At 62.3% G+C, this 16,883-nt stretch carries 18 protein-coding genes; 5 read left to right on the forward strand and 13 right to left on the reverse strand.

Annotated elements, in window-relative coordinates:
* Positions 1-19 precede the first annotated feature (19 nt).
* The 4 genes from lptE to B9N88_RS17250 all read left to right on the forward strand — a co-directional run bounded on the left by lptE (position 20) and on the right by B9N88_RS17250 (position 3,460).
* Complete coding sequence (lptE, locus tag B9N88_RS17235; protein ID WP_027605245.1) at positions 20-625, forward strand: LPS-assembly lipoprotein LptE; 606 nt, start codon at positions 20-22, stop codon at positions 623-625.
* Between the two features lie 39 nt (positions 626-664).
* Positions 665-1,702, forward strand: coding sequence for a DNA polymerase III subunit delta (gene holA, locus B9N88_RS17240; protein WP_027605244.1), 1,038 nt, complete (start codon positions 665-667; stop codon positions 1,700-1,702).
* 206 nt (positions 1,703-1,908) lie between these two features.
* Entirely contained in the window at positions 1,909-2,073 is a 165-nt protein-coding gene (arfA, locus tag B9N88_RS17245; RefSeq protein WP_003176285.1) for an alternative ribosome rescue factor ArfA, read from the forward strand.
* A gap of 61 nt (positions 2,074-2,134) precedes the next feature.
* On the forward strand, positions 2,135-3,460 hold the full coding sequence (locus B9N88_RS17250) for a lytic murein transglycosylase (RefSeq protein ID WP_027605243.1): 1,326 nt from the start codon (positions 2,135-2,137) through the stop codon (positions 3,458-3,460).
* 68 nt (positions 3,461-3,528) lie between these two features.
* On the opposite strand, the gene B9N88_RS17255 is transcribed toward B9N88_RS17250, so the two are convergent.
* The 13 genes from B9N88_RS17255 to B9N88_RS17315 form a co-directional block, all read right to left on the reverse strand.
* Positions 3,529-4,449 (reverse strand): S66 peptidase family protein, encoded by a 921-nt coding sequence (locus B9N88_RS17255; RefSeq protein ID WP_027605242.1) that lies wholly within the window; start codon positions 4,447-4,449, stop codon positions 3,529-3,531.
* A gap of 155 nt (positions 4,450-4,604) precedes the next feature.
* A complete protein-coding gene (gene lipA, locus B9N88_RS17260) occupies positions 4,605-5,606 on the reverse strand; it encodes a lipoyl synthase (protein ID WP_057444888.1) in 1,002 nt (333 codons plus the stop codon).
* A gap of 26 nt (positions 5,607-5,632) precedes the next feature.
* Positions 5,633-6,280 (reverse strand): lipoyl(octanoyl) transferase LipB, encoded by a 648-nt coding sequence (gene lipB / locus B9N88_RS17265; RefSeq protein ID WP_027605241.1) that lies wholly within the window; start codon positions 6,278-6,280, stop codon positions 5,633-5,635.
* Positions 6,280-6,555, reverse strand: coding sequence for a DUF493 domain-containing protein (locus B9N88_RS17270; RefSeq protein ID WP_027605240.1), 276 nt, complete (start codon positions 6,553-6,555; stop codon positions 6,280-6,282). Before B9N88_RS17270 ends, lipB begins: the two co-directional genes overlap by 1 nt.
* Before the next feature lie 84 nt (positions 6,556-6,639).
* Entirely contained in the window at positions 6,640-7,797 is a 1,158-nt protein-coding gene (locus B9N88_RS17275; RefSeq protein WP_027605239.1) for a D-alanyl-D-alanine carboxypeptidase family protein, read from the reverse strand.
* Between the two features lie 176 nt (positions 7,798-7,973).
* Positions 7,974-8,972: a septal ring lytic transglycosylase RlpA family protein gene (locus B9N88_RS17280; protein WP_027605238.1), complete on the reverse strand. Its 999-nt coding sequence runs from the start codon at positions 8,970-8,972 to the stop codon at positions 7,974-7,976.
* A complete protein-coding gene (gene mltB / locus B9N88_RS17285; RefSeq protein ID WP_027605237.1) occupies positions 8,972-9,982 on the reverse strand; it encodes a lytic murein transglycosylase B in 1,011 nt (336 codons plus the stop codon). Before mltB ends, B9N88_RS17280 begins: the two co-directional genes overlap by 1 nt.
* A gap of 17 nt (positions 9,983-9,999) precedes the next feature.
* Positions 10,000-11,103, reverse strand: coding sequence for a rod shape-determining protein RodA (rodA, locus tag B9N88_RS17290; protein ID WP_051429342.1), 1,104 nt, complete (start codon positions 11,101-11,103; stop codon positions 10,000-10,002).
* A 31-nt stretch (positions 11,104-11,134) separates the two neighbouring features.
* Positions 11,135-13,033: a penicillin-binding protein 2 gene (gene mrdA, locus B9N88_RS17295; RefSeq protein WP_027605235.1), complete on the reverse strand. Its 1,899-nt coding sequence runs from the start codon at positions 13,031-13,033 to the stop codon at positions 11,135-11,137.
* 15 nt (positions 13,034-13,048) lie between these two features.
* Complete coding sequence (gene rlmH, locus B9N88_RS17300) at positions 13,049-13,516, reverse strand: 23S rRNA (pseudouridine(1915)-N(3))-methyltransferase RlmH (protein WP_003176297.1); 468 nt, start codon at positions 13,514-13,516, stop codon at positions 13,049-13,051.
* Between the two features lie 9 nt (positions 13,517-13,525).
* Positions 13,526-14,020 (reverse strand): ribosome silencing factor, encoded by a 495-nt coding sequence (gene rsfS / locus B9N88_RS17305; RefSeq protein WP_003176298.1) that lies wholly within the window; start codon positions 14,018-14,020, stop codon positions 13,526-13,528.
* A 69-nt stretch (positions 14,021-14,089) separates the two neighbouring features.
* Positions 14,090-14,734 carry a nicotinate-nucleotide adenylyltransferase gene (gene nadD, locus B9N88_RS17310; RefSeq protein WP_027605234.1) on the reverse strand — a complete coding sequence of 215 codons (645 nt, stop codon included), beginning with the start codon at positions 14,732-14,734 and terminating at the stop codon, positions 14,090-14,092.
* A complete protein-coding gene (locus B9N88_RS17315; RefSeq protein WP_027605233.1) occupies positions 14,734-15,999 on the reverse strand; it encodes a glutamate-5-semialdehyde dehydrogenase in 1,266 nt (421 codons plus the stop codon). The genes nadD and B9N88_RS17315 overlap by 1 nt, the downstream gene beginning before the upstream one ends.
* A gap of 175 nt (positions 16,000-16,174) precedes the next feature.
* On the opposite strand from B9N88_RS17315, the gene B9N88_RS17320 reads away from it, so the two are divergent.
* Positions 16,175-16,858 carry a DNA-3-methyladenine glycosylase gene (locus B9N88_RS17320; protein WP_027605232.1) on the forward strand — a complete coding sequence of 228 codons (684 nt, stop codon included), beginning with the start codon at positions 16,175-16,177 and terminating at the stop codon, positions 16,856-16,858.
* The last annotated feature ends 25 nt before the right edge of the window (positions 16,859-16,883 follow it).

The following is a 16,883-nucleotide window of genomic DNA, read 5'->3' on the forward strand; positions in this document are numbered from 1 at the left end:
TTTCAAGGGGAGCAACAAAATGATCAAACGCAATCTGCTGGTTATGGGCCTTGCCGTACTGCTGAGCGCTTGCGGCTTCCAGCTGCGCGGCACCGGCACCAATGACCTGACGATCAAGGAACTGGACGTCAGCGCTCGCGACGCCTACAGCGAGACAGTGACCCAGCTGCGCCAGGTCCTGGAAAACAGCGGCGTGCACGTCTACACCGGCGCGACCTACAAACTGTTCCTGGCTAACGAGAAAGAAACCCAGCGCAACCTGAGCTACGCCAGCGCCGGACGTGCGTCCGATATCGAACTGAGCACCGTGCTCAGCTTTGAAATCCAGGGCCGCGATCACCTGCCGTTGATGAATGACAACATCCAGGTGCAGAAGATTGTCAGCCACGATGGCAACAACCTGGTGGGTTCGGACTCCGAAATCATCCAGGTGCGCAAGGAGATGCGTCGCGAGCTGGTGCAACGCATGGTCCTGCGCCTGTCGCTGCTGACTCCGCAACAACTCGAAACCTTGCAGCAACGTGCTGATGACAAGGCCAAGGCCGATGCCGACGCGCTGAAAGCCGCGAAAGAGTACGAAGACAACACGCCGAAACAATCGCCTGTTGAAGTCCCTGTCGAGTAAGCCAGACGGGGCGCCCCAGGTGCCCCGTTCACCCTGCCTATGAAACTCGCCCCCGCCCAACTCGCCAAACACCTGCAAGGTGGCCTCGCGCCTGTCTACATCGTCAGCGGTGATGACCCGCTGTTGTGCCAGGAAGCCGCCGACGCCATCCGTAGCGCCGCACGCCAGCAGGGCTTCGATGAACGCCAGGTATTCAGCGCCGACGCCAGTTTCGACTGGGGCACGCTGCTGCAAGCCGGCGCAAGCATGTCGCTGTTCGCCGAAAAACGCCTGCTGGAGCTGCGCCTGCCTTCGGGCAAGCCCGGTGATAAAGGCGCGGCTGCACTGATGGAATACTGCTCGCGGCCCGCCGAAGACACGGTGTTGCTGATCAGCTTGCCCAAGCTCGACGGCAGCGCGCAGAAGACCAAGTGGGGCAAGGCCCTGGTGGAAGGGGCGCAGACCCAGTTCATCCAGATCTGGCCAGTGGACAGCAATCAGTTGCCGCAATGGATTCGCCAGCGCCTGTCCCAGGCGGGGCTGTCCGCGACCCAGGATGCAGTGGAGCTGATCGCCGCGCGGGTCGAAGGCAACTTGCTTGCCGCCGCCCAGGAGATCGAAAAGCTCAAGCTGATGGCCGAAGACGGGCAGATTACCGTCGAGACCGTCCAGGGCGCCGTGGCAGACAGTGCACGTTTTGACGTGTTCGGGCTGGTGGATGCGATCCTCAACGGCGAGCCCGCCCATGCCCTGCGCATGCTCGAAGGCCTGCGTGGCGAAGGGGTGGAGCCACCGGTGATTCTCTGGGCCCTGGCCCGGGAGCTACGGGTATTGGCCAATATTGCCCTGCAATACAGCCAGGGCACGCCGCTGGACAAGTGCTTCAGCCAGGCGCGACCACCGGTGTGGGACAAGCGCAAACCCCTGATGAGCAAAGCCCTGCAACGGCACTCGGCGCAACGCTGGGCGCAGCTGTTGCTGGAAGCGCAGCGCATTGATGCACAGATCAAGGGCCAGGCGGCGGGTTCGCCGTGGATGAGCCTGAGCCGTTTATCGCTGTTGATGGCCGGTCAGCGCCTGGCACTTCCCGCCGAATAACCCCTCTCTTAAAAACACTGCAAAACCAATGTGGGAGGGGGCCCCCGATAGCGGCGTGTCAGCCACTGCATTGTTGACTGAGCCACAGCTATCGGGAGCAAGCCCCCTCCCACATTTTTGACTGCGTTTACAATTCATGGGCTTTACAGCGGCCTGACTTCGGCAGATTATTTGCGCCGCATCTCCCCCCATCAAGAGCATCGACCATGAGCAAAAAGCCATCCAAGCATGGCCCCAACAAGGCCAAATCCATCATCGCCCAGCCACTGTTCCGCAGCCGTCAGGAACGCGCCGGCAAGGGCAAAGGCAGCTACCGCCGCGAAGCCTTCCAGTCTAATAGCTGGGAGGCTTCTTACTTTCTGGCTGCCTGAAGGCAAGCGCCCCTCTGGCATGATAAGGTCTGTGCCTGATTTGTAATTCCTGGACCTGTGCATGCCCTCTTGTCTTTCCCGTCGTTGGCACCTTCGCCAATTGATCGCTGCCTCCAGCCTCATTCTGCTTGTCGCCTGCGCGGAAAAACCCACCGCCGCCGATGCCCAACCCTTGCCGAAGCTCCAGACCGCCCCCGTAGTGGCCCCTGCCGTCGTGGCCCCGCTGGCCGTGGACAATCTCGACATCCAACCGACCCAGACCTTTGCTGAATGGCAGGCCGGTTTTCGCGCGCAAGCCCTGCAAGCCGGCATCACGGCCGACGTTTTCGACACCGCATTCGCCAATGTCACCCCCGATATGGCGGTGATCCGCGCCGACCGCAGCCAGCCGGAGTTTTCCCGCCCTGTGTGGGAATACCTCGACGGCGCCCTGTCGCCTGTGCGCGTACGCAATGGTCAGGCGCTGCTGATCAAGTACGCTGACATCCTGCAAAGCATCGAGCAGCGTTATGGCGTCGACCGCCAGGCGCTGGTCTCGGTATGGGGCATGGAGAGTAACTTCGGCCAGTTCCAGGGCAATAATTCGGTGATCCGCTCCCTGGCGACCCTGGCCTATGAAGGCCGCCGCCCGGCCTTTGCCCAGGCGCAATTACTGGCGGCATTGCAGATCATCCAGCACGGCGACATCGCCGCCGACCAGATGAAGGGCTCCTGGGCCGGGGCCATGGGCCAGACCCAGTTCATTCCGACCACTTACAACACCCACGCGGTGGACTTCGATGGCGACGGTCGCCGCGACATCTGGAACAGCCCGGCCGACGCCCTCGCATCGACCGCGCACTACCTGCAAAGCTCCGGCTGGCAGAAAGGCCAGCCGTGGGGCTTTGAAGTCAAGCAATTGCCGGCGAACTTCGACTACGCCCTGGCTGACGGCGGCGTGCGCAAGAGCATTGCCGAGTGGATGAAACTGGGCATTCAACTGCCACCGGGCGCGAGCATGCCGCCGAACGTCGACCAACTGTCCGCCGCCCTGCTGCTGCCGGCAGGCTACCGTGGCCCGGCGTTCCTGGTGCTGGATAACTTCCGCGCGATCCTCAAGTACAACAACTCGTCGTCCTACGCACTGGCGGTGGGCCTGTTGTCGGAGCGCTTTGGCGGCGGCGGTGTGATCCGTGGTGACTGGCCCAAGGATGAGCTGCCGCTGAGTCGCTCCCAGCGCATTGATCTGCAGACGGCGTTGAGCGCCAACGGTTATGACGCGGGCAACCCGGATGGGATTATCGGCGCCAATACGCGCAAGGCGATTCGGGCCGCACAGCAGGCACTGGGCTGGCCGGCGGATGGGTATCCGACGGTGAAGTTGCTGGAGTCGCTGCAAAACCGATAGATCCGCCTATGGCGACTGCCGCAATCGGGGGCAAGCCCCCGATTGCGGTGTAGCAAACGCCAGCAGATTCAGGACCTGAAGACCACTTCCTGCTCCAACACTACCCGCTGCTCCCCCGCATCCAGCCGTACCAAGGCGCCCATGGGCAGCGTCAGGTTCGGATCGCAATGCCCGCTGCGCCAGCCGGCCAGCACCGGTATGCGCAATGGCTCGAACGTCTGCGTCAGCAAGCGCTCCAGCGCCACGTTATCCACACCCGCCACATCCCCGACCAGTACACCCGCGACCTGGGCCAACTTGCCTGCCAGACGCAGATGGGTCAACAGGCGGTCGATGCGGTAGATCGGTTCGTTGACGTCTTCGATAAACAGGATGATGCCTTCAGCGTCGATTTCGTAAGGCGTGCCCATGACCGCCGCAATCATCGACAGGTTACCCCCCAGCAAGCGCCCACGGGCAATGCCAGGCTCGATCGTGGTCAGCGGGTACGCCACCGGGTGCGCAAGCACGCTGCCGGCGCCCAACTGGCCGCGCAGAAGGCTGAACAATGAAGACTCGGTAGGTTGTTGCTTGCCGCCGAGCAGGTCGGCATTGAGCATCGGGCCGTGGAAGGTCACGAAACCGGCGTAACGGTTGATTGCCAGGTGCAGGGCGGTGATGTCGCTATAGCCGACGAACGGCTTGGGATTGGCGCGCAGCAGGTCGAAATCCAGCGCGTCGAGCAGCCGTGGCGTGCCGTAACCACCGCGCAGACAGAAGATAGCGTCGATGTGCGGATCGGCAAAAGCCGCGTGCAGGTCACGCAGGCGCACGGCATCGCTGCCGGCGAGGTAGCCGTCGCGTTCATAGACACCGGGGAAAATTCGCAGATCGTAGCCGCGCGTGCGCATCCATTGGCCGGCCTTTTCAACGTCCAGCACGGCGGGGCCGGCGGGGGCGATCAGGGCGATGGTGCCTTCAGAGCGAAGGGCTGGAACGGCGGCGGTCATCTGAGAATCTCCCTCTCTAACGCTGAAACCAATGTGGGAGGGGGCTTGCCCCCGATAGCGGTGGATCAGCCAGCACATGTAGCGACTGACATACCGCAATCGGGGGCAAGCCCCCTCCCACATAAGCCCACTCCCACACCGGCTCTGAACCCCGATCAGGAAACCAGGCTAGCCTTGACCAGCTTGGCCTGTTCGTCGGCGTGGTACGAAGAGCGTACCAGCGGGCCCGAGGCGACGTTCTTGAAGCCCATCTTGTAGCCTTCCTCGGCGAACCAGGCGAAGGTGTCCGGGTGCACGAAACGCTGCACCGGCAAGTGGCTGCGCGACGGTTGCAGGTATTGGCCCAGGGTCAGCATGTCGATGTCGTGTTCGCGCATGCGCTTCATGACTTCGATCACTTCTTCATCGGTCTCGCCCAGGCCGAGCATCAAGCCGGATTTGGTCGGGATGTGCGGCATCATCTGCTTGAATTTCTGCAGCAGAGTCAGCGACCACTGGTAGTCCGAACCTGGACGCGCAGCCTTGTACAGGCGAGGCACGGTTTCCAGGTTGTGGTTGAACACATCCGGCGGCTCGGCAGCGGTGATTTCCAGCGCGACGTCCATGCGGCCACGGTAGTCAGGCACCAGGGTCTCGAGCATCACGTTCGGCGACAGCTTGCGGATTTCGCGGATGCAGTCGGCAAAGTGCTGGGCACCGCCGTCGCGCAGGTCATCACGGTCAACCGAGGTGATCACAACGTATTTGAGTTTCAGGTCGGCAATGGCGATGGCCAGGCTTTCCGGTTCGTTGACGTCCAGTGGCTTCGGCCGGCCATGGCCGACGTCGCAGAACGGGCAACGACGGGTGCAGATGTCACCCATGATCATGAAGGTGGCGGTGCCGCCGGAGAAGCATTCGCCCAGGTTCGGGCAGGACGCCTCTTCGCACACGCTGTGCAGCTTGTGCTTGCGCAGCAGGGCCTTGATACGGTCGACTTCCGGCGAAACCGGGATGCGCACGCGGATCCAGTCGGGCTTCTTCGGCAACTCGGTGGTCGGGATGATCTTGACCGGGATGCGTGCAACCTTCTCGGCGCCGCGCAGCTTGACGCCGGCTTCCACCTTGGCACGCGGGGCCGGGGCCGGACGCTCGGTGATGTCCAGCGTCGGGATCATGGTTTGCACTGCATCAGTAGTCATAATCAGTCGATTCCGCCCGTGAGGGTCGTCTGCTCAGCATAGTCGAGGTGTTTGACGAGCTGCGCACGCAGCCGGGCACTTACCTCGGCAAATTTAATCGGTGTGGCGTGGTCGCTCAGTTGGGTCATCGCCAGCCCGGCATAACCGCACGGGTTGATGCGCCGGAACGGTGCCAGGTCCATGTCCACGTTCAGGGCCAGGCCATGAAAGGAACAACCGTGGCGAATGCGCAAACCGAGGGAGGCGATTTTCGCGCCGTCCACATACACACCGGGTGCATCGGGCTTGGCCGCGGCGCTCACGCCATAACTGGCCAACAGCTCGATCAGGCAAGCCTCCATACGGCTCACCAGGTCGCGCACGCCAAAACCCAGCTTGCGCACGTCCAGCAGCAGGTACGCCACCAGTTGACCGGGCCCATGGTAAGTCACTTGGCCACCTCGGTCGACCTGCACCACCGGAATATCCCCCGGCAGCAGCAGATGTTCGGCCTTGCCGGCCTGGCCCTGGGTGAACACCGGTGGATGTTCCACCAACCAGATTTCGTCGGGCGCCGAAGTACCGCGTTCATTCGTGAACCGCTGCATGGCGTGCCAGACGGGCTCGTAGTCCATCCGGCCGAGCTCGCGAAAGCCCAGGACCTGTGACATCACAGCACCATGTGCACGAAGCCGGTGGCCCGCAGTTCGCTATTGATGTCGTAGAGCTGGTCTTGACCGGTCGCAACGATGTGCAACTGGATCGTGGTGTACTTACCGTTGGTGCTCGAACGCTCGTCCACCCGGTTGTCATTGATCGTCGCGTGTTTACGCACGATATCCAGGATTCTGTCTTTGTTGCCTACACCGGTATCGCTGATCACCTTGACGGGATAATCCGTCACCGGGAATTCGATCTTTGGCGCCTTTACTTCTTTATCGGTCATGGCAGAACGGCCTCGTAAGCGGTAAGCCGTGGCGACGGCAAAGCCCCGCGTCGGATCAACGCGGGGCTTTGCAGGTGCACACAATCAGTTGAACAAGCCGTAGAAGAATAGACGGATGCTATCCCACACGCGGCGGAAGATACCACCTTCGTCGACGGCGTCCAGCGCGATCAGGTCGGCGCTGTGCACCACCTTGTCGTCCAGCTTGACTTCGACTTTACCGATCACGTCGCCCTTGGCGATTGGCGCAACCAATTGCGGGTTCATGGTCATGCTGGCAGCGAGCTTTTTCAGCTGGCCTTTAGGCATGGTCAGGGTCAGGTCTTCAGCCAGGCCGGCCTTGACCTGTGAGGTCGCGCCTTTCCATACCGGCGCGGTCGCCAGTTCAGCACCCTTCTGGTAGAAGGTCTGGGTTTCGAAGAAGCGGAAACCGTAGGTCAGCAATTTTTGCGTCTCGGCCGCACGGGCCTGCTCGCTGTTGGTGCCGAAGACCACCGCGATCAGGCGCTGGCCATCACGTACCGCGGACGACACCATGCAGTAGCCGGCTTCGTCGGTGTGGCCGGTTTTCAAGCCATCGACGGTCTTGTCGCGCCACAGCAACAGGTTGCGGTTAGGCTGCTTGATGTTGTTCCAGAAGAATTCCTTCTGGGAGTAGATCGCGTAGTGCACCGGGTCGACACGAATGATCGCGCGCGCCAGGATCGCCATGTCGTGAGCCGACGAGTAGTGCTCAGGGTTTGGCAGGCCGGTCGGGTTCATGAAGTGGCTGTTGGTCATGCCCAGGTCGGCCACGGTTTTGTTCATCATGTCGGCGAATGCGTCTTCGCTGCCGGCGATGTGCTCGGCCAGGGCGACGCTGGCGTCGTTACCGGACTGGATGATGATGCCGTGCAGCAGGTCGCTCACAGTGACTTGCGAGCCGACCTTGATGAACATCCGCGAACCGCCGGTACGCCAGGCGTTTTCGCTGACGGTCACCGGGTCGTTTTCGCCGATCTGGCCGCGACGGATTTCCAGGGTCGCGATGTAGGCGGTCATCAGCTTGGTCAGGCTGGCCGGTGGCAGGCGCTGGTCACCGTTGCTCTCGACCAGCACGTTGCCACTGGCGGCATCCATGAGGACCCAGGACTTGGCGGCCAGTTGCGGTGAAGCCGGTACCATTTCAACCGCCCAGGCGGCCGGGGTGATGATCAGCGAAAGAAGCAGGCACGTGCGTTTGGCTAAGGTGGTGATGTTCATCCGTCTCTCGAAATTGCTTATGGAAACTTGCCCTCGCGGGCAAAACTTATTCAGACAGCCCGCTACCAGACTGTCACGTGTTCGGTTGCCCGCTCACCCCTTGCCCCTGGGTTTTATTGTTCAACGAGCCAACAACCAGGGTCCAGGCCCGCATGCGAGCCTCAACCATCAATTTATTATTCGGCAGTGACCACGCTGGGTTGCCCCAGGTTGGCCAGGCGCACGCTGTTCTGCACTTGCGCAACCTCGCTCGGCGAACCGATCGGGCCCATGCGCACACGGTGCAACGTTTGCTGGTTACGCACGATGGAGCTGATGAATACCGGCGCGCTGACCATGCTGCTGAGCTTGGACCTTAACAGTTCTGCCGCATCCGGGTTGGCGAAAGCACCTACTTGCAGGTATTGCCCGCCCGCGACCGCGGCGCCCGGTGCCGCATGGGGCACGACCACGGTATCCGGTGCGTGCTGCTGCGGTGGCGGTGTCCATTGTTCGATCTTGCCGGTAGATGCCGTCACTTGCGGCTGCGCACTCTGCGGCTCGTTGAGCATCAACGGCGCGGGCTTGCCACGCTGGGCCCAGTACTGCGCCGGATCGATGCCTTCGACCTTGACCCGCGCGGTACCGGTTTCGGCATAGCCGAGTTTTTTTGCGGCGGCGTAGGACAAGTCGATAATGCGATCCGAATAGAACGGCCCACGGTCGTTGACCCGCAGGATCACCGTGCGGTTGTTGTCCAGGTTGGTCACGCGGACATAGCTGGGCAGCGGCAGGGTCTTGTGGGCCGCGCTCATGCCGTACAGGTCATAGACTTCGCCGTTGGCGGTGTTCTGGCCGTGGAACTTGGTGCCATACCAGGACGCCGTGCCCGATTGCACGTAGGTCTTGGAGTCCTGCAGCGGGAAGTAGGACTTGCCCAGCACCGTATAGGGGTTGGCCTTGTACGGGCCGGTGTGCAGGGTCGGCGTGGCGTCCGGGATCTTCGACACGTCGACATCCCACCACGGCGCGCCATCTTTGTGCGCGCGGTTGATGTCCAGCCCTGGCTGGGAACGCACCGCAGTGCCGCCGGACTTCGGTACCGGGCCACGGCTGGTGGAACAACTGACGACGAGCAGGGACAACGCGGCGAACGCCACCAGCTTGAGCGGTTGATTGAACGGCGATGCCCGCATTACTTGTTGCCCCGTGCTTGGACCAGCATGTCTGACAGCTGATGCACGGCCATGGCGTACATCACACTGCGGTTATAACGCGTGATTGCGTAAAAATTCTTCAGGCCCATCCAGTATTCAGGGCCGTTTTCACCTTCGAGGCGGAATGCCGTCACCGGCATATCGTCGCGTGGCGCATTCTGACTCGACCAGCCCAGCGCCCGCAACTCCCCGACGGTCTTGGCCGGCTCGATACCCTGGGTCAGGCCTTCATCGGCACGCTCCCCGCTGACATCGGCGCGGATCACCACCGGCTCGCCACCGACCCAGCCGTGGCGCTTGAAGTAGCTGGCCACACTGCCGATGGCATCGTCCGGGTTGCTCCAGATATTGATGTGCCCGTCGCCGTCGAAATCCACCGCGTAGGCGCGAAAACTGCTCGGCATGAACTGCGGCAAGCCCATCGCCCCGGCGTAGGAGCCCTTGAGGGTCAGCGGGTCGACCTGCTCTTCACGGGCCAACAGCAGGAACTCACGCAGTTCCTTGCGGAAGAAGTCGGCGCGCGGCGGGTAATCGAAGCCCAGGGTCGACAAAGCGTCGATTACCCGGTAACTGCCGGTATTGCGCCCGTAGAAGGTTTCAATGCCAATGATCGCAACGATGACCTGGGCCGGCACGCCGTATTCCTGCTCGGCGCGGGCCAACACGGCCTCGTGCTGGCGCCAGAAGTCCACCCCCCGGGCCACCCGGGCGTCGGTGAGGAACATCGGACGGTATTCCTTCCACTGCTTCACGCGCTCGGCGGGGCGAGAAATCGCGTCGAGGATCGCCTGCTTGCGCTGGGCTTCGCGGAACACGCCCATCAGCTGTTCACCGGCGAAGCCGTAGTCGCGGGTCATTTCACCGACGAATTCGGCGACCTGGGGTGAGCCATCGTAGTCACCGGCCTGCGCCTCGTGCGTTGCCCCCAGCAGCCCGATCAGGCCCATCCAGGACGCATGCCGAGTCGCCCAGCCGCGCATTACTTGCATTGACATCTTCACCTTATTCAAACCTGTGCGATCCACTTGCGATGCGTATGAATCGACATCAAAACCCCAAACGCTGACAGCAATGTCACCAGCGAAGTTCCGCCGTAGCTAATGAACGGCAACGGCACCCCAACCACCGGCAGCAGGCCACTGACCATACCGATGTTGACGAAAACGTAAACAAAAAAAGTCATGGTCAGGCTGCCGGCGAGCAATTTGCCGAACAGCGTCTGCGCCTGTGCGGTAATCACCAGGCCACGCCCAATCAACAGAAGATAGATCAGCAACAGTGCGCAGATGCCCACCAGGCCGAACTCTTCGCCCATCACCGCAATGATGAAGTCGGTATGGCTCTCGGGCAGAAAGTCCAAATGCGACTGGGTGCCGAGCAGCCAGCCCTTGCCAAATACACCGCCGGAACCGATGGCCGCCTTCGACTGGATAATGTTCCAACCGGTGCCGAGCGGGTCGCTTTCGGGATCGAGGAACGTCAGGATCCGCTGCTTCTGGTAGTCGTGCATAAAGAAGAACCACATGGCCACGGCCACCGGCACTGCCGCCGCCAGCACGCTGAGGATCCAGCGCCAGCGCAGCCCGCCCATGAACAGCACGAACGCACCGCCGGCCAGGATCAGCAGCGAGGTGCCGAGGTCCGGCTGGCGCACGATCAGCACAAAGGGGATGCCGATCAGGATCAGGCTGATCCCCACATGCTTGAGCTGCGGCGGCAAGGTGCGCTTGGACAGGTACCAGGCGATCGTCGCCGGCATCAGGATCTTCATGAATTCCGACGGTTGGAAGCGAATCACCCCCGGAATATTGATCCAGCGGGTCGCGCCCATGGCGTTGTGGCCCATGACGTCCACCACCACCAGCAGCAACACCCCGGCCACATAGCCAAGCGGCACCCAGCGCGCCATGAAACGCGGCTCCAGCTGGGCGATCACCACCATGGACAGCAGGCCCAGGCCAAACGACGAAGCCTGCTTGATCAGCAAGTCCCAGTTCTTGCCGCTGGCCGAATACAGCACGAACAGGCTGCCGGCCGCCAGGGTCAGCAGCAGGATCAGCAACGGGCCATCAATGTGCATGCGCTGCAACAAAGTCGCGCGGCGACGCATCACATCCTCGCTGGAGAGGATGCGGTCAAAATTACTCTTCACTGGCCGTAACCTCTGGGGTTGAAGGGGGGCCGCCATATTCGGGCTTGAGCCTGCCGTCGTCGGCCAGCAACCAGGCGTCCATCACCTGGCGCACCACAGGCGCCGCCACACCGGAGCCGGACTCGCCGTTCTCGACCATCACCGCCACCACGATTTTCGGGTCGTCGGCCGGGGCAAAGCCCACAAACAAGGCGTGGTCGCGGTGGCGTTCCTGGACCTTGGAACGGTCGTATTTCTCGCCCTGCTTGATCGCCACCACCTGGGCGGTACCACTCTTGCCGGCGATACGGTATTGCGCACCGATCGCCGCCTTGCGCGCGGTCCCGCGTGCACCGTGCATCACCTGCTGCATGCCGTGGTTGACCTTGGTCCAGTCGGACGGATCGCGCAGTACGATGTCGGGGATCGGGTTTTCATCCACAGGCTTTTCGCCTTCGATGGTCCGGGCCAGGTGCGGGCGGTTCCAGATGCCTTTGTTGGCCACCAGCGCCGTGGCCTGGGCCAGTTGCAAAGGCGTGGCCTGCATATAGCCCTGGCCGATGCCGAGGATCAGGGTTTCGCCCGGGAACCATGCCTGGCGGCGGGTCGCACGCTTCCACTCCCGCGATGGCATCAGGCCAGGGGATTCTTCGAACATATCCAGGGAGACTTTCTGACCGAGGCCGAACTTGCCCATGTAGGCGGACAAGCGGTCGATCCCCAGCTTGTGGGCCAGGTCGTAAAAATAGGTGTCGTTGGAACGCATGATCGCGGTATCCAGGTCGACATAGCCGTCACCGGTACGGTTCCAGTTGCGGTATTTGTGGTCGTAGTTGGGCAGCATGTAGTAGCCCGGGTCGAATACCCGGCTGGAAGCCGTGACCACACCCGCATCCAGGCCGGCAATCGCCACCGCCGGCTTGATCGTCGAACCCGGCGGGTACAGGCCGCGCAACACACGGTTGAACAGCGGCCGGTCGATGGAGTCGCGCAACTCGGCGTAGGCCTTGAAGCTGATCCCGGTCACGAACAGGTTGGGGTCGAAGCTCGGCTGGCTGACCATGGCCAGCACTTCGCCGGTCTTCGGGTCCAACGCCACCACTGCACCACGCCGGCCGCCCAGGGCCATCTCGGCCGCTTCCTGCAGCTTGATGTCCAGGCTCAGCACAATGTCCTTGCCCGGCACCGGGTCGGTACGCTTGAGCACCCGCAGCACACGGCCGCGAGCGTTGGTCTCGACTTCTTCGTAACCCACCTGGCCGTGCAGTTCGGGCTCGTAGAAACGCTCGATGCCGGTCTTGCCGATATGGTGGGTGCCGCTGTAATTGACGGGATCGAGGCTTTTCAGCTCTTTCTCGTTGATTCGCCCCATATAGCCGACGGAGTGGGCAAAGTGCGGCCCTTGGGGATAGTGGCGTACCAGCTGCGCCACCACTTCCACACCAGGCAGGCGGAACTGGTTCACCGCGATCCGCGCAATCTGCTCTTCGGTCAGCTCGAACAGGATCGGCACCGGTTCGAAAGGCCGACGCCCCTGCTTCATGCGTTTCTCGAAGATCACCCGGTCTTCCGGGGTCAACTGCAGCACCTCGACGATGACATCGAGGACCTGCTGCCAATCGCCGGAACGCTCACGGGTCATGCTCAGGCTGAAGCTGGGCCGGTTATCCGCCACCACCACGCCATTACGGTCGAAGATCAGCCCACGGGTCGGCGGAATCGGCTGCACATGCACGCGGTTGTTTTCCGACAGCGTGGAGTGGTAGTCGTACTGGATCACCTGCAGGAAATACAGGCGCGCAATCAGCACCCCGATCAGCGCCACCACCATGATCGCGCCAAACACCACCCGCGCGCGTACCAGACGTGCGTCTTTCTCGTGGTCCTTGATGCGGATCGGCTGGGTCATCGGGAGAGGCGCAGATTATTTGTGATAAGGGTGCCCGGACAGAACTGTCCAGGCGCGATACAGCTGTTCACCGATCAGGATCCTTACCAACGGGTGCGGCAGCGTCAGCGCCGACAGCGACCAGCGCTGGTCCGCCCGCGCGCAGACTTCCGGCGCCAGCCCTTCGGGGCCGCCGACCATGAAGTTGACGGTGCGCGAGTCCAGGCGCCAGCGATCCAGTTCCACCGCCAGTTGCTCGGTGCTCCAGGGTTTGCCGTGCACTTCGAGGGTGACGATGCGCTCGTTGGGGCCGACCTTGGCCAGCATGGCTTCGCCTTCCTGACGGATGAAGCGCGCCACGTCGGCATTCTTGCCCCGGGTGTTGAGCGGTATCTCCACCAGTTCCAGCGACAGCTCGGCGGGCAGACGCTTGGCATACTCGTGCCAGCCTTCTTCCACCCACTTGGGCATGCGTGAACCGACAGCAATCAGACGCAGGCGCACAGCCGTTCCTTATTCCTGGTCTTTGTTGAGCTTGTCGAAGTGCGCGTGGCCCACTTCCGGGCTGTGGTGCTTGCCATCGGCGGCACGGCTCTGCTCGGCGCCTTTCCACAGACGCTCCAAGTCGTAGAACTGACGGGCATTGCTGGTCATCATGTGAACGATCACGTCGTCCATGTCCAGCAGCACCCAGTCGCTGTCGCCCTTGCCTTCTTCACCCAGTGGCTTCACGCCTTGGGCTTTGACGGCTTCGCGAACCTTGTCCAGCATCGCGCCGATCTGGCGGTTGGAGGTACCGGTGGCGATGATCATGAAGTCGGTGATGCTCTGCTTGTCGCGTACGTCCAGGACCTGGATGTCCTGGGCCTTCACGTCTTCCAGGGCGGCAACGGCGACTTTCACCAGCTCTTCGCCAGCCAGTTCCGGGCCAACATGGGCTTCAACCGGCAGCGGGGCGCTTTTGAACGTACCTTTGCGTTTTACTTTGCTTACGTCTTTGTTCGTCATAAAAAACTCGTTTTGCTCATATGTTCGGGCGCTCGCTGCACGAGTGTTCGTGCGTTCAAGCGCGCCTTTTCAGTTCGACGCACGGTAAAGCCCGTGCGCATCGATGTAGGCCAGGACCGCGTCAGGCACCAGGAAACGTACCGACTTCCCGCTGGCCAGCAGTTGACGGATCTGGGTGGCGGACACCGCAAGCGGGGTCTGCCAGACGAATGCAATATTCCCGTTCGGCCCGGTCAGGGCCAAGGGGTCACTTACCGACCGCGCGGCCAGCAGGTTGCGCAAGGCATCCGGCGGTTCGCTGTCGGCATCCGGGCGTTGCAAAACCAGGATGTGGCAGTGCTGGAGGAGTTCCTCCCAGCGATGCCAAGAGGGCAGGCCGCAAAATGCGTCCCAGCCCAAAAGCAGAAACAACTGGTCATCCGCGGCCAACTCAACGCGCATCAGCTCCAGGGTGTCGACAGTGTAGGACGGTTTATCGCGCTTGAGCTCACGATCATCCACCACCAGCGGCGGTATGCCTTCTACGGCCAGGCGCACCATTTCCAGGCGCTGCTGCGGCGACACCTGCGGGGTGTCGCGATGGGGCGGCCGGAAGTTAGGGATCAGGCGCAGCTCATCCAGCGCCAAGGCATCCGCGACTTCCAGGGCACTGCGCAAATGGCCGATGTGCACGGGGTCGAAGGTACCGCCGAGCAGCCCGATGCGTTTAGCCATCAAGTGCGCACATGACCGTCGCCGAACACCACGTACTTCTCGCTGGTCAGGCCTTCCAGGCCAACCGGGCCGCGTGCGTGGAGCTTGTCGGTGGAGATGCCGATCTCCGCCCCCAGGCCGTACTCGAAGCCGTCGGCAAAGCGCGTCGAGGCGTTGATCATCACCGAAGCGGAGTCCACTTCGGTGAGGAAACGCCGGGCATCGCTGAAATGCTCGGAGACAATGGCGTCGGTGTGCTTGGAGCCGTACGTGTTGATGTGTTCGATGGCCTGGTCCAGGTCGTCGACGATGCGGATCGACAGGATCGGCGCCGTGTACTCGGTGTACCAGTCCTGCTCGGTGGCTTCGATCACGTCCGCGCCCAACAGCGCACGGGTGCGTTCGCAACCGCGCAGCTCCACGCCCTTGTCACGGTAGATGGCAGCCAGCGGCGGCAGCACGCGCTCGGCAATGCCGACGTGCACCAGCAGGGTTTCCATGGTGTTGCACGGCGCGTAGCGGTGGGTCTTGGCGTTGTCGGCGATGCGGATCGCCTTGTCGATGTCGGCGGCGATGTCGATATACACGTGGCAGACGCCGTCCAGGTGCTTGATCACTGGCACCTTGGCATCGCGGCTGACGCGCTCGATCAGGCTCTTGCCACCGCGCGGCACGATCACGTCGACGAATTCCGGCATGGTGATCAGCGCGCCGACAGCGGCACGGTCGGTGGTTTCCACCACTTGCACCACTTCGGCCGGCAACTCGGCCACGGCCAGGCCCTGCTGGATGCAGGCGGCGATGGCGCGGTTGGAATTGATCGCCTCGGAACCGCCACGCAGGATGGTGGCGTTGCCCGACTTGAGACACAGGCTCGCGGCGTCGATGGTCACGTTCGGGCGCGACTCATAGATGATGCCGATCACGCCCAGGGGCACGCGCATCTTGCCCACCTGGATGCCGGACGGCAGGTAACGCATATCGCGAATTTCACCGATGGGGTCAGGCAGCTTGGCCACCTGACGCAACCCTTCGATCATGTCGTCGATACGTGCCGGCGTCAGCGCCAGGCGGTCCAGCAAGGCGAGCTCAAGGCCATTGGCGCGGCCGTTGGCCAGGTCCAGTTCGTTGGCGGCAGTCAGCTCGGAGCGCGAAGCGTCCAGAGCATCGGCGGCGGCCAGCAGGGCACGGTTCTTCTGCGCAGTGCTCGCACGGGCGATCAACCGCGAGGCCTGACGGGCAGCGCGACCCAGGCGGGTCATGTAGTCAAGAACGGACTCAGTCATGGTCAGGGAGTCTTGGCAAAGAGGAAAGCGGCAGATTATAGCTGTGACGCCGCCCGACTGACAGCGGTGAGGGGCGGATGGTCGAAATGAACTGTAAAAACCTGGGGTTCAGCCGTAATTAAGGTGGGAGTTGTTATTATTCCGTCACATTTAGCCGTATTAACCCCAGGCCACCATGCCCAGTTCTTCACCCCAACTCCCCGCCAGCGCGCTGCCCGACAGCTTCTTCGATCGTGACGCGCAAATACTCGCGCAAGATTTGCTTGGAAAAGTCATCCGCCATCGCGTCGGCGATAGCTGGCTTTCGGCGCGAATTATTGAAACCGAAGCCTATTACGTGGCCGAAAAAGGCAGCCACGCCTCACTCGGCTACACAGAAAAGCGTAAGGCTTTGTTTCTGGATGGCGGGCATATCTATATGTACTACGCCCGTGGCGGCGATTCGCTGAACTTCAGCGCGCAGGGGCCTGGCAATGCCGTGCTGATCAAATCGGCCTATCCCTGGGTCGATGAAACCTCCGGGCCCGCCAGCCTGGCGCAGATGCTGCTGAACAACCCGAATGCCGACGGCAGCCCGCGCGCGTCGCAAAAGCTGTGTGCCGGCCAGACGTTGCTGTGCAAGGCGCTGGGCCTGAAGGTGCCGATGTGGGATGCCAAGCGCTTTGATCAAGAATTGCTCTATGTGGAAGACGTCGGCCAGACACCGACACAGATCATCCAGACCACCCGCCTGGGCATCCCCAGCGGCCGTGACGAGCACTTGATGTACCGCTTCGTCGATGCCGGCTATGCGCCCTACTGCACGCGGAACCCGCTGCGCCGGGGCCAGGTCGAAGGCCGCGACTATTTCCTGATTTGAATCTGTGGCGATGGAGTAACGATTT

This window comes from Pseudomonas sp. LAMO17WK12:I1, from assembly GCF_900177315.1.
Lineage (GTDB): Bacteria > Pseudomonadota > Gammaproteobacteria > Pseudomonadales > Pseudomonadaceae > Aquipseudomonas > Aquipseudomonas marginalis.

Bases quoted from the DNA above. Each gene is read 5' to 3' on its own strand.
- lptE (WP_027605245.1), top strand. From the start codon at position 20: ATGATCAAACGCAATCTGCTGGTTATGGGCCTTGCCGTACTGCTGAGC.
- holA (WP_027605244.1), top strand. From the start codon at position 665: ATGAAACTCGCCCCCGCCCAACTCGCCAAACACCTGCAAGGTGGCCTC.
- arfA (WP_003176285.1), top strand. From the start codon at position 1,909: ATGAGCAAAAAGCCATCCAAGCATGGCCCCAACAAGGCCAAATCCATC.
- B9N88_RS17250 (WP_027605243.1), top strand. From the start codon at position 2,135: ATGCCCTCTTGTCTTTCCCGTCGTTGGCACCTTCGCCAATTGATCGCT.
- B9N88_RS17255 (WP_027605242.1), bottom strand. From the start codon at position 4,449: ATGACCGCCGCCGTTCCAGCCCTTCGCTCTGAAGGCACCATCGCCCTG.
- lipA (WP_057444888.1), bottom strand. From the start codon at position 5,606: ATGATCCCGACGCTGGACATCACCGAGCGTCCGGCCCCGGCCCCGCGT.
- lipB (WP_027605241.1), bottom strand. From the start codon at position 6,280: ATGTCACAGGTCCTGGGCTTTCGCGAGCTCGGCCGGATGGACTACGAG.
- B9N88_RS17270 (WP_027605240.1), bottom strand. From the start codon at position 6,555: ATGACCGATAAAGAAGTAAAGGCGCCAAAGATCGAATTCCCGGTGACG.
- B9N88_RS17275 (WP_027605239.1), bottom strand. From the start codon at position 7,797: ATGAACATCACCACCTTAGCCAAACGCACGTGCCTGCTTCTTTCGCTG.
- B9N88_RS17280 (WP_027605238.1), bottom strand. From the start codon at position 8,972: ATGCGGGCATCGCCGTTCAATCAACCGCTCAAGCTGGTGGCGTTCGCC.
- mltB (WP_027605237.1), bottom strand. From the start codon at position 9,982: ATGCAAGTAATGCGCGGCTGGGCGACTCGGCATGCGTCCTGGATGGGC.
- rodA (WP_051429342.1), bottom strand. From the start codon at position 11,103: ATGCGTCGCCGCGCGACTTTGTTGCAGCGCATGCACATTGATGGCCCG.
- mrdA (WP_027605235.1), bottom strand. From the start codon at position 13,033: ATGACCCAGCCGATCCGCATCAAGGACCACGAGAAAGACGCACGTCTG.
- rsfS (WP_003176298.1), bottom strand. From the start codon at position 14,020: ATGACGAACAAAGACGTAAGCAAAGTAAAACGCAAAGGTACGTTCAAA.
- nadD (WP_027605234.1), bottom strand. From the start codon at position 14,734: ATGGCTAAACGCATCGGGCTGCTCGGCGGTACCTTCGACCCCGTGCAC.
- B9N88_RS17315 (WP_027605233.1), bottom strand. From the start codon at position 15,999: ATGACTGAGTCCGTTCTTGACTACATGACCCGCCTGGGTCGCGCTGCC.
- B9N88_RS17320 (WP_027605232.1), top strand. From the start codon at position 16,175: ATGCCCAGTTCTTCACCCCAACTCCCCGCCAGCGCGCTGCCCGACAGC.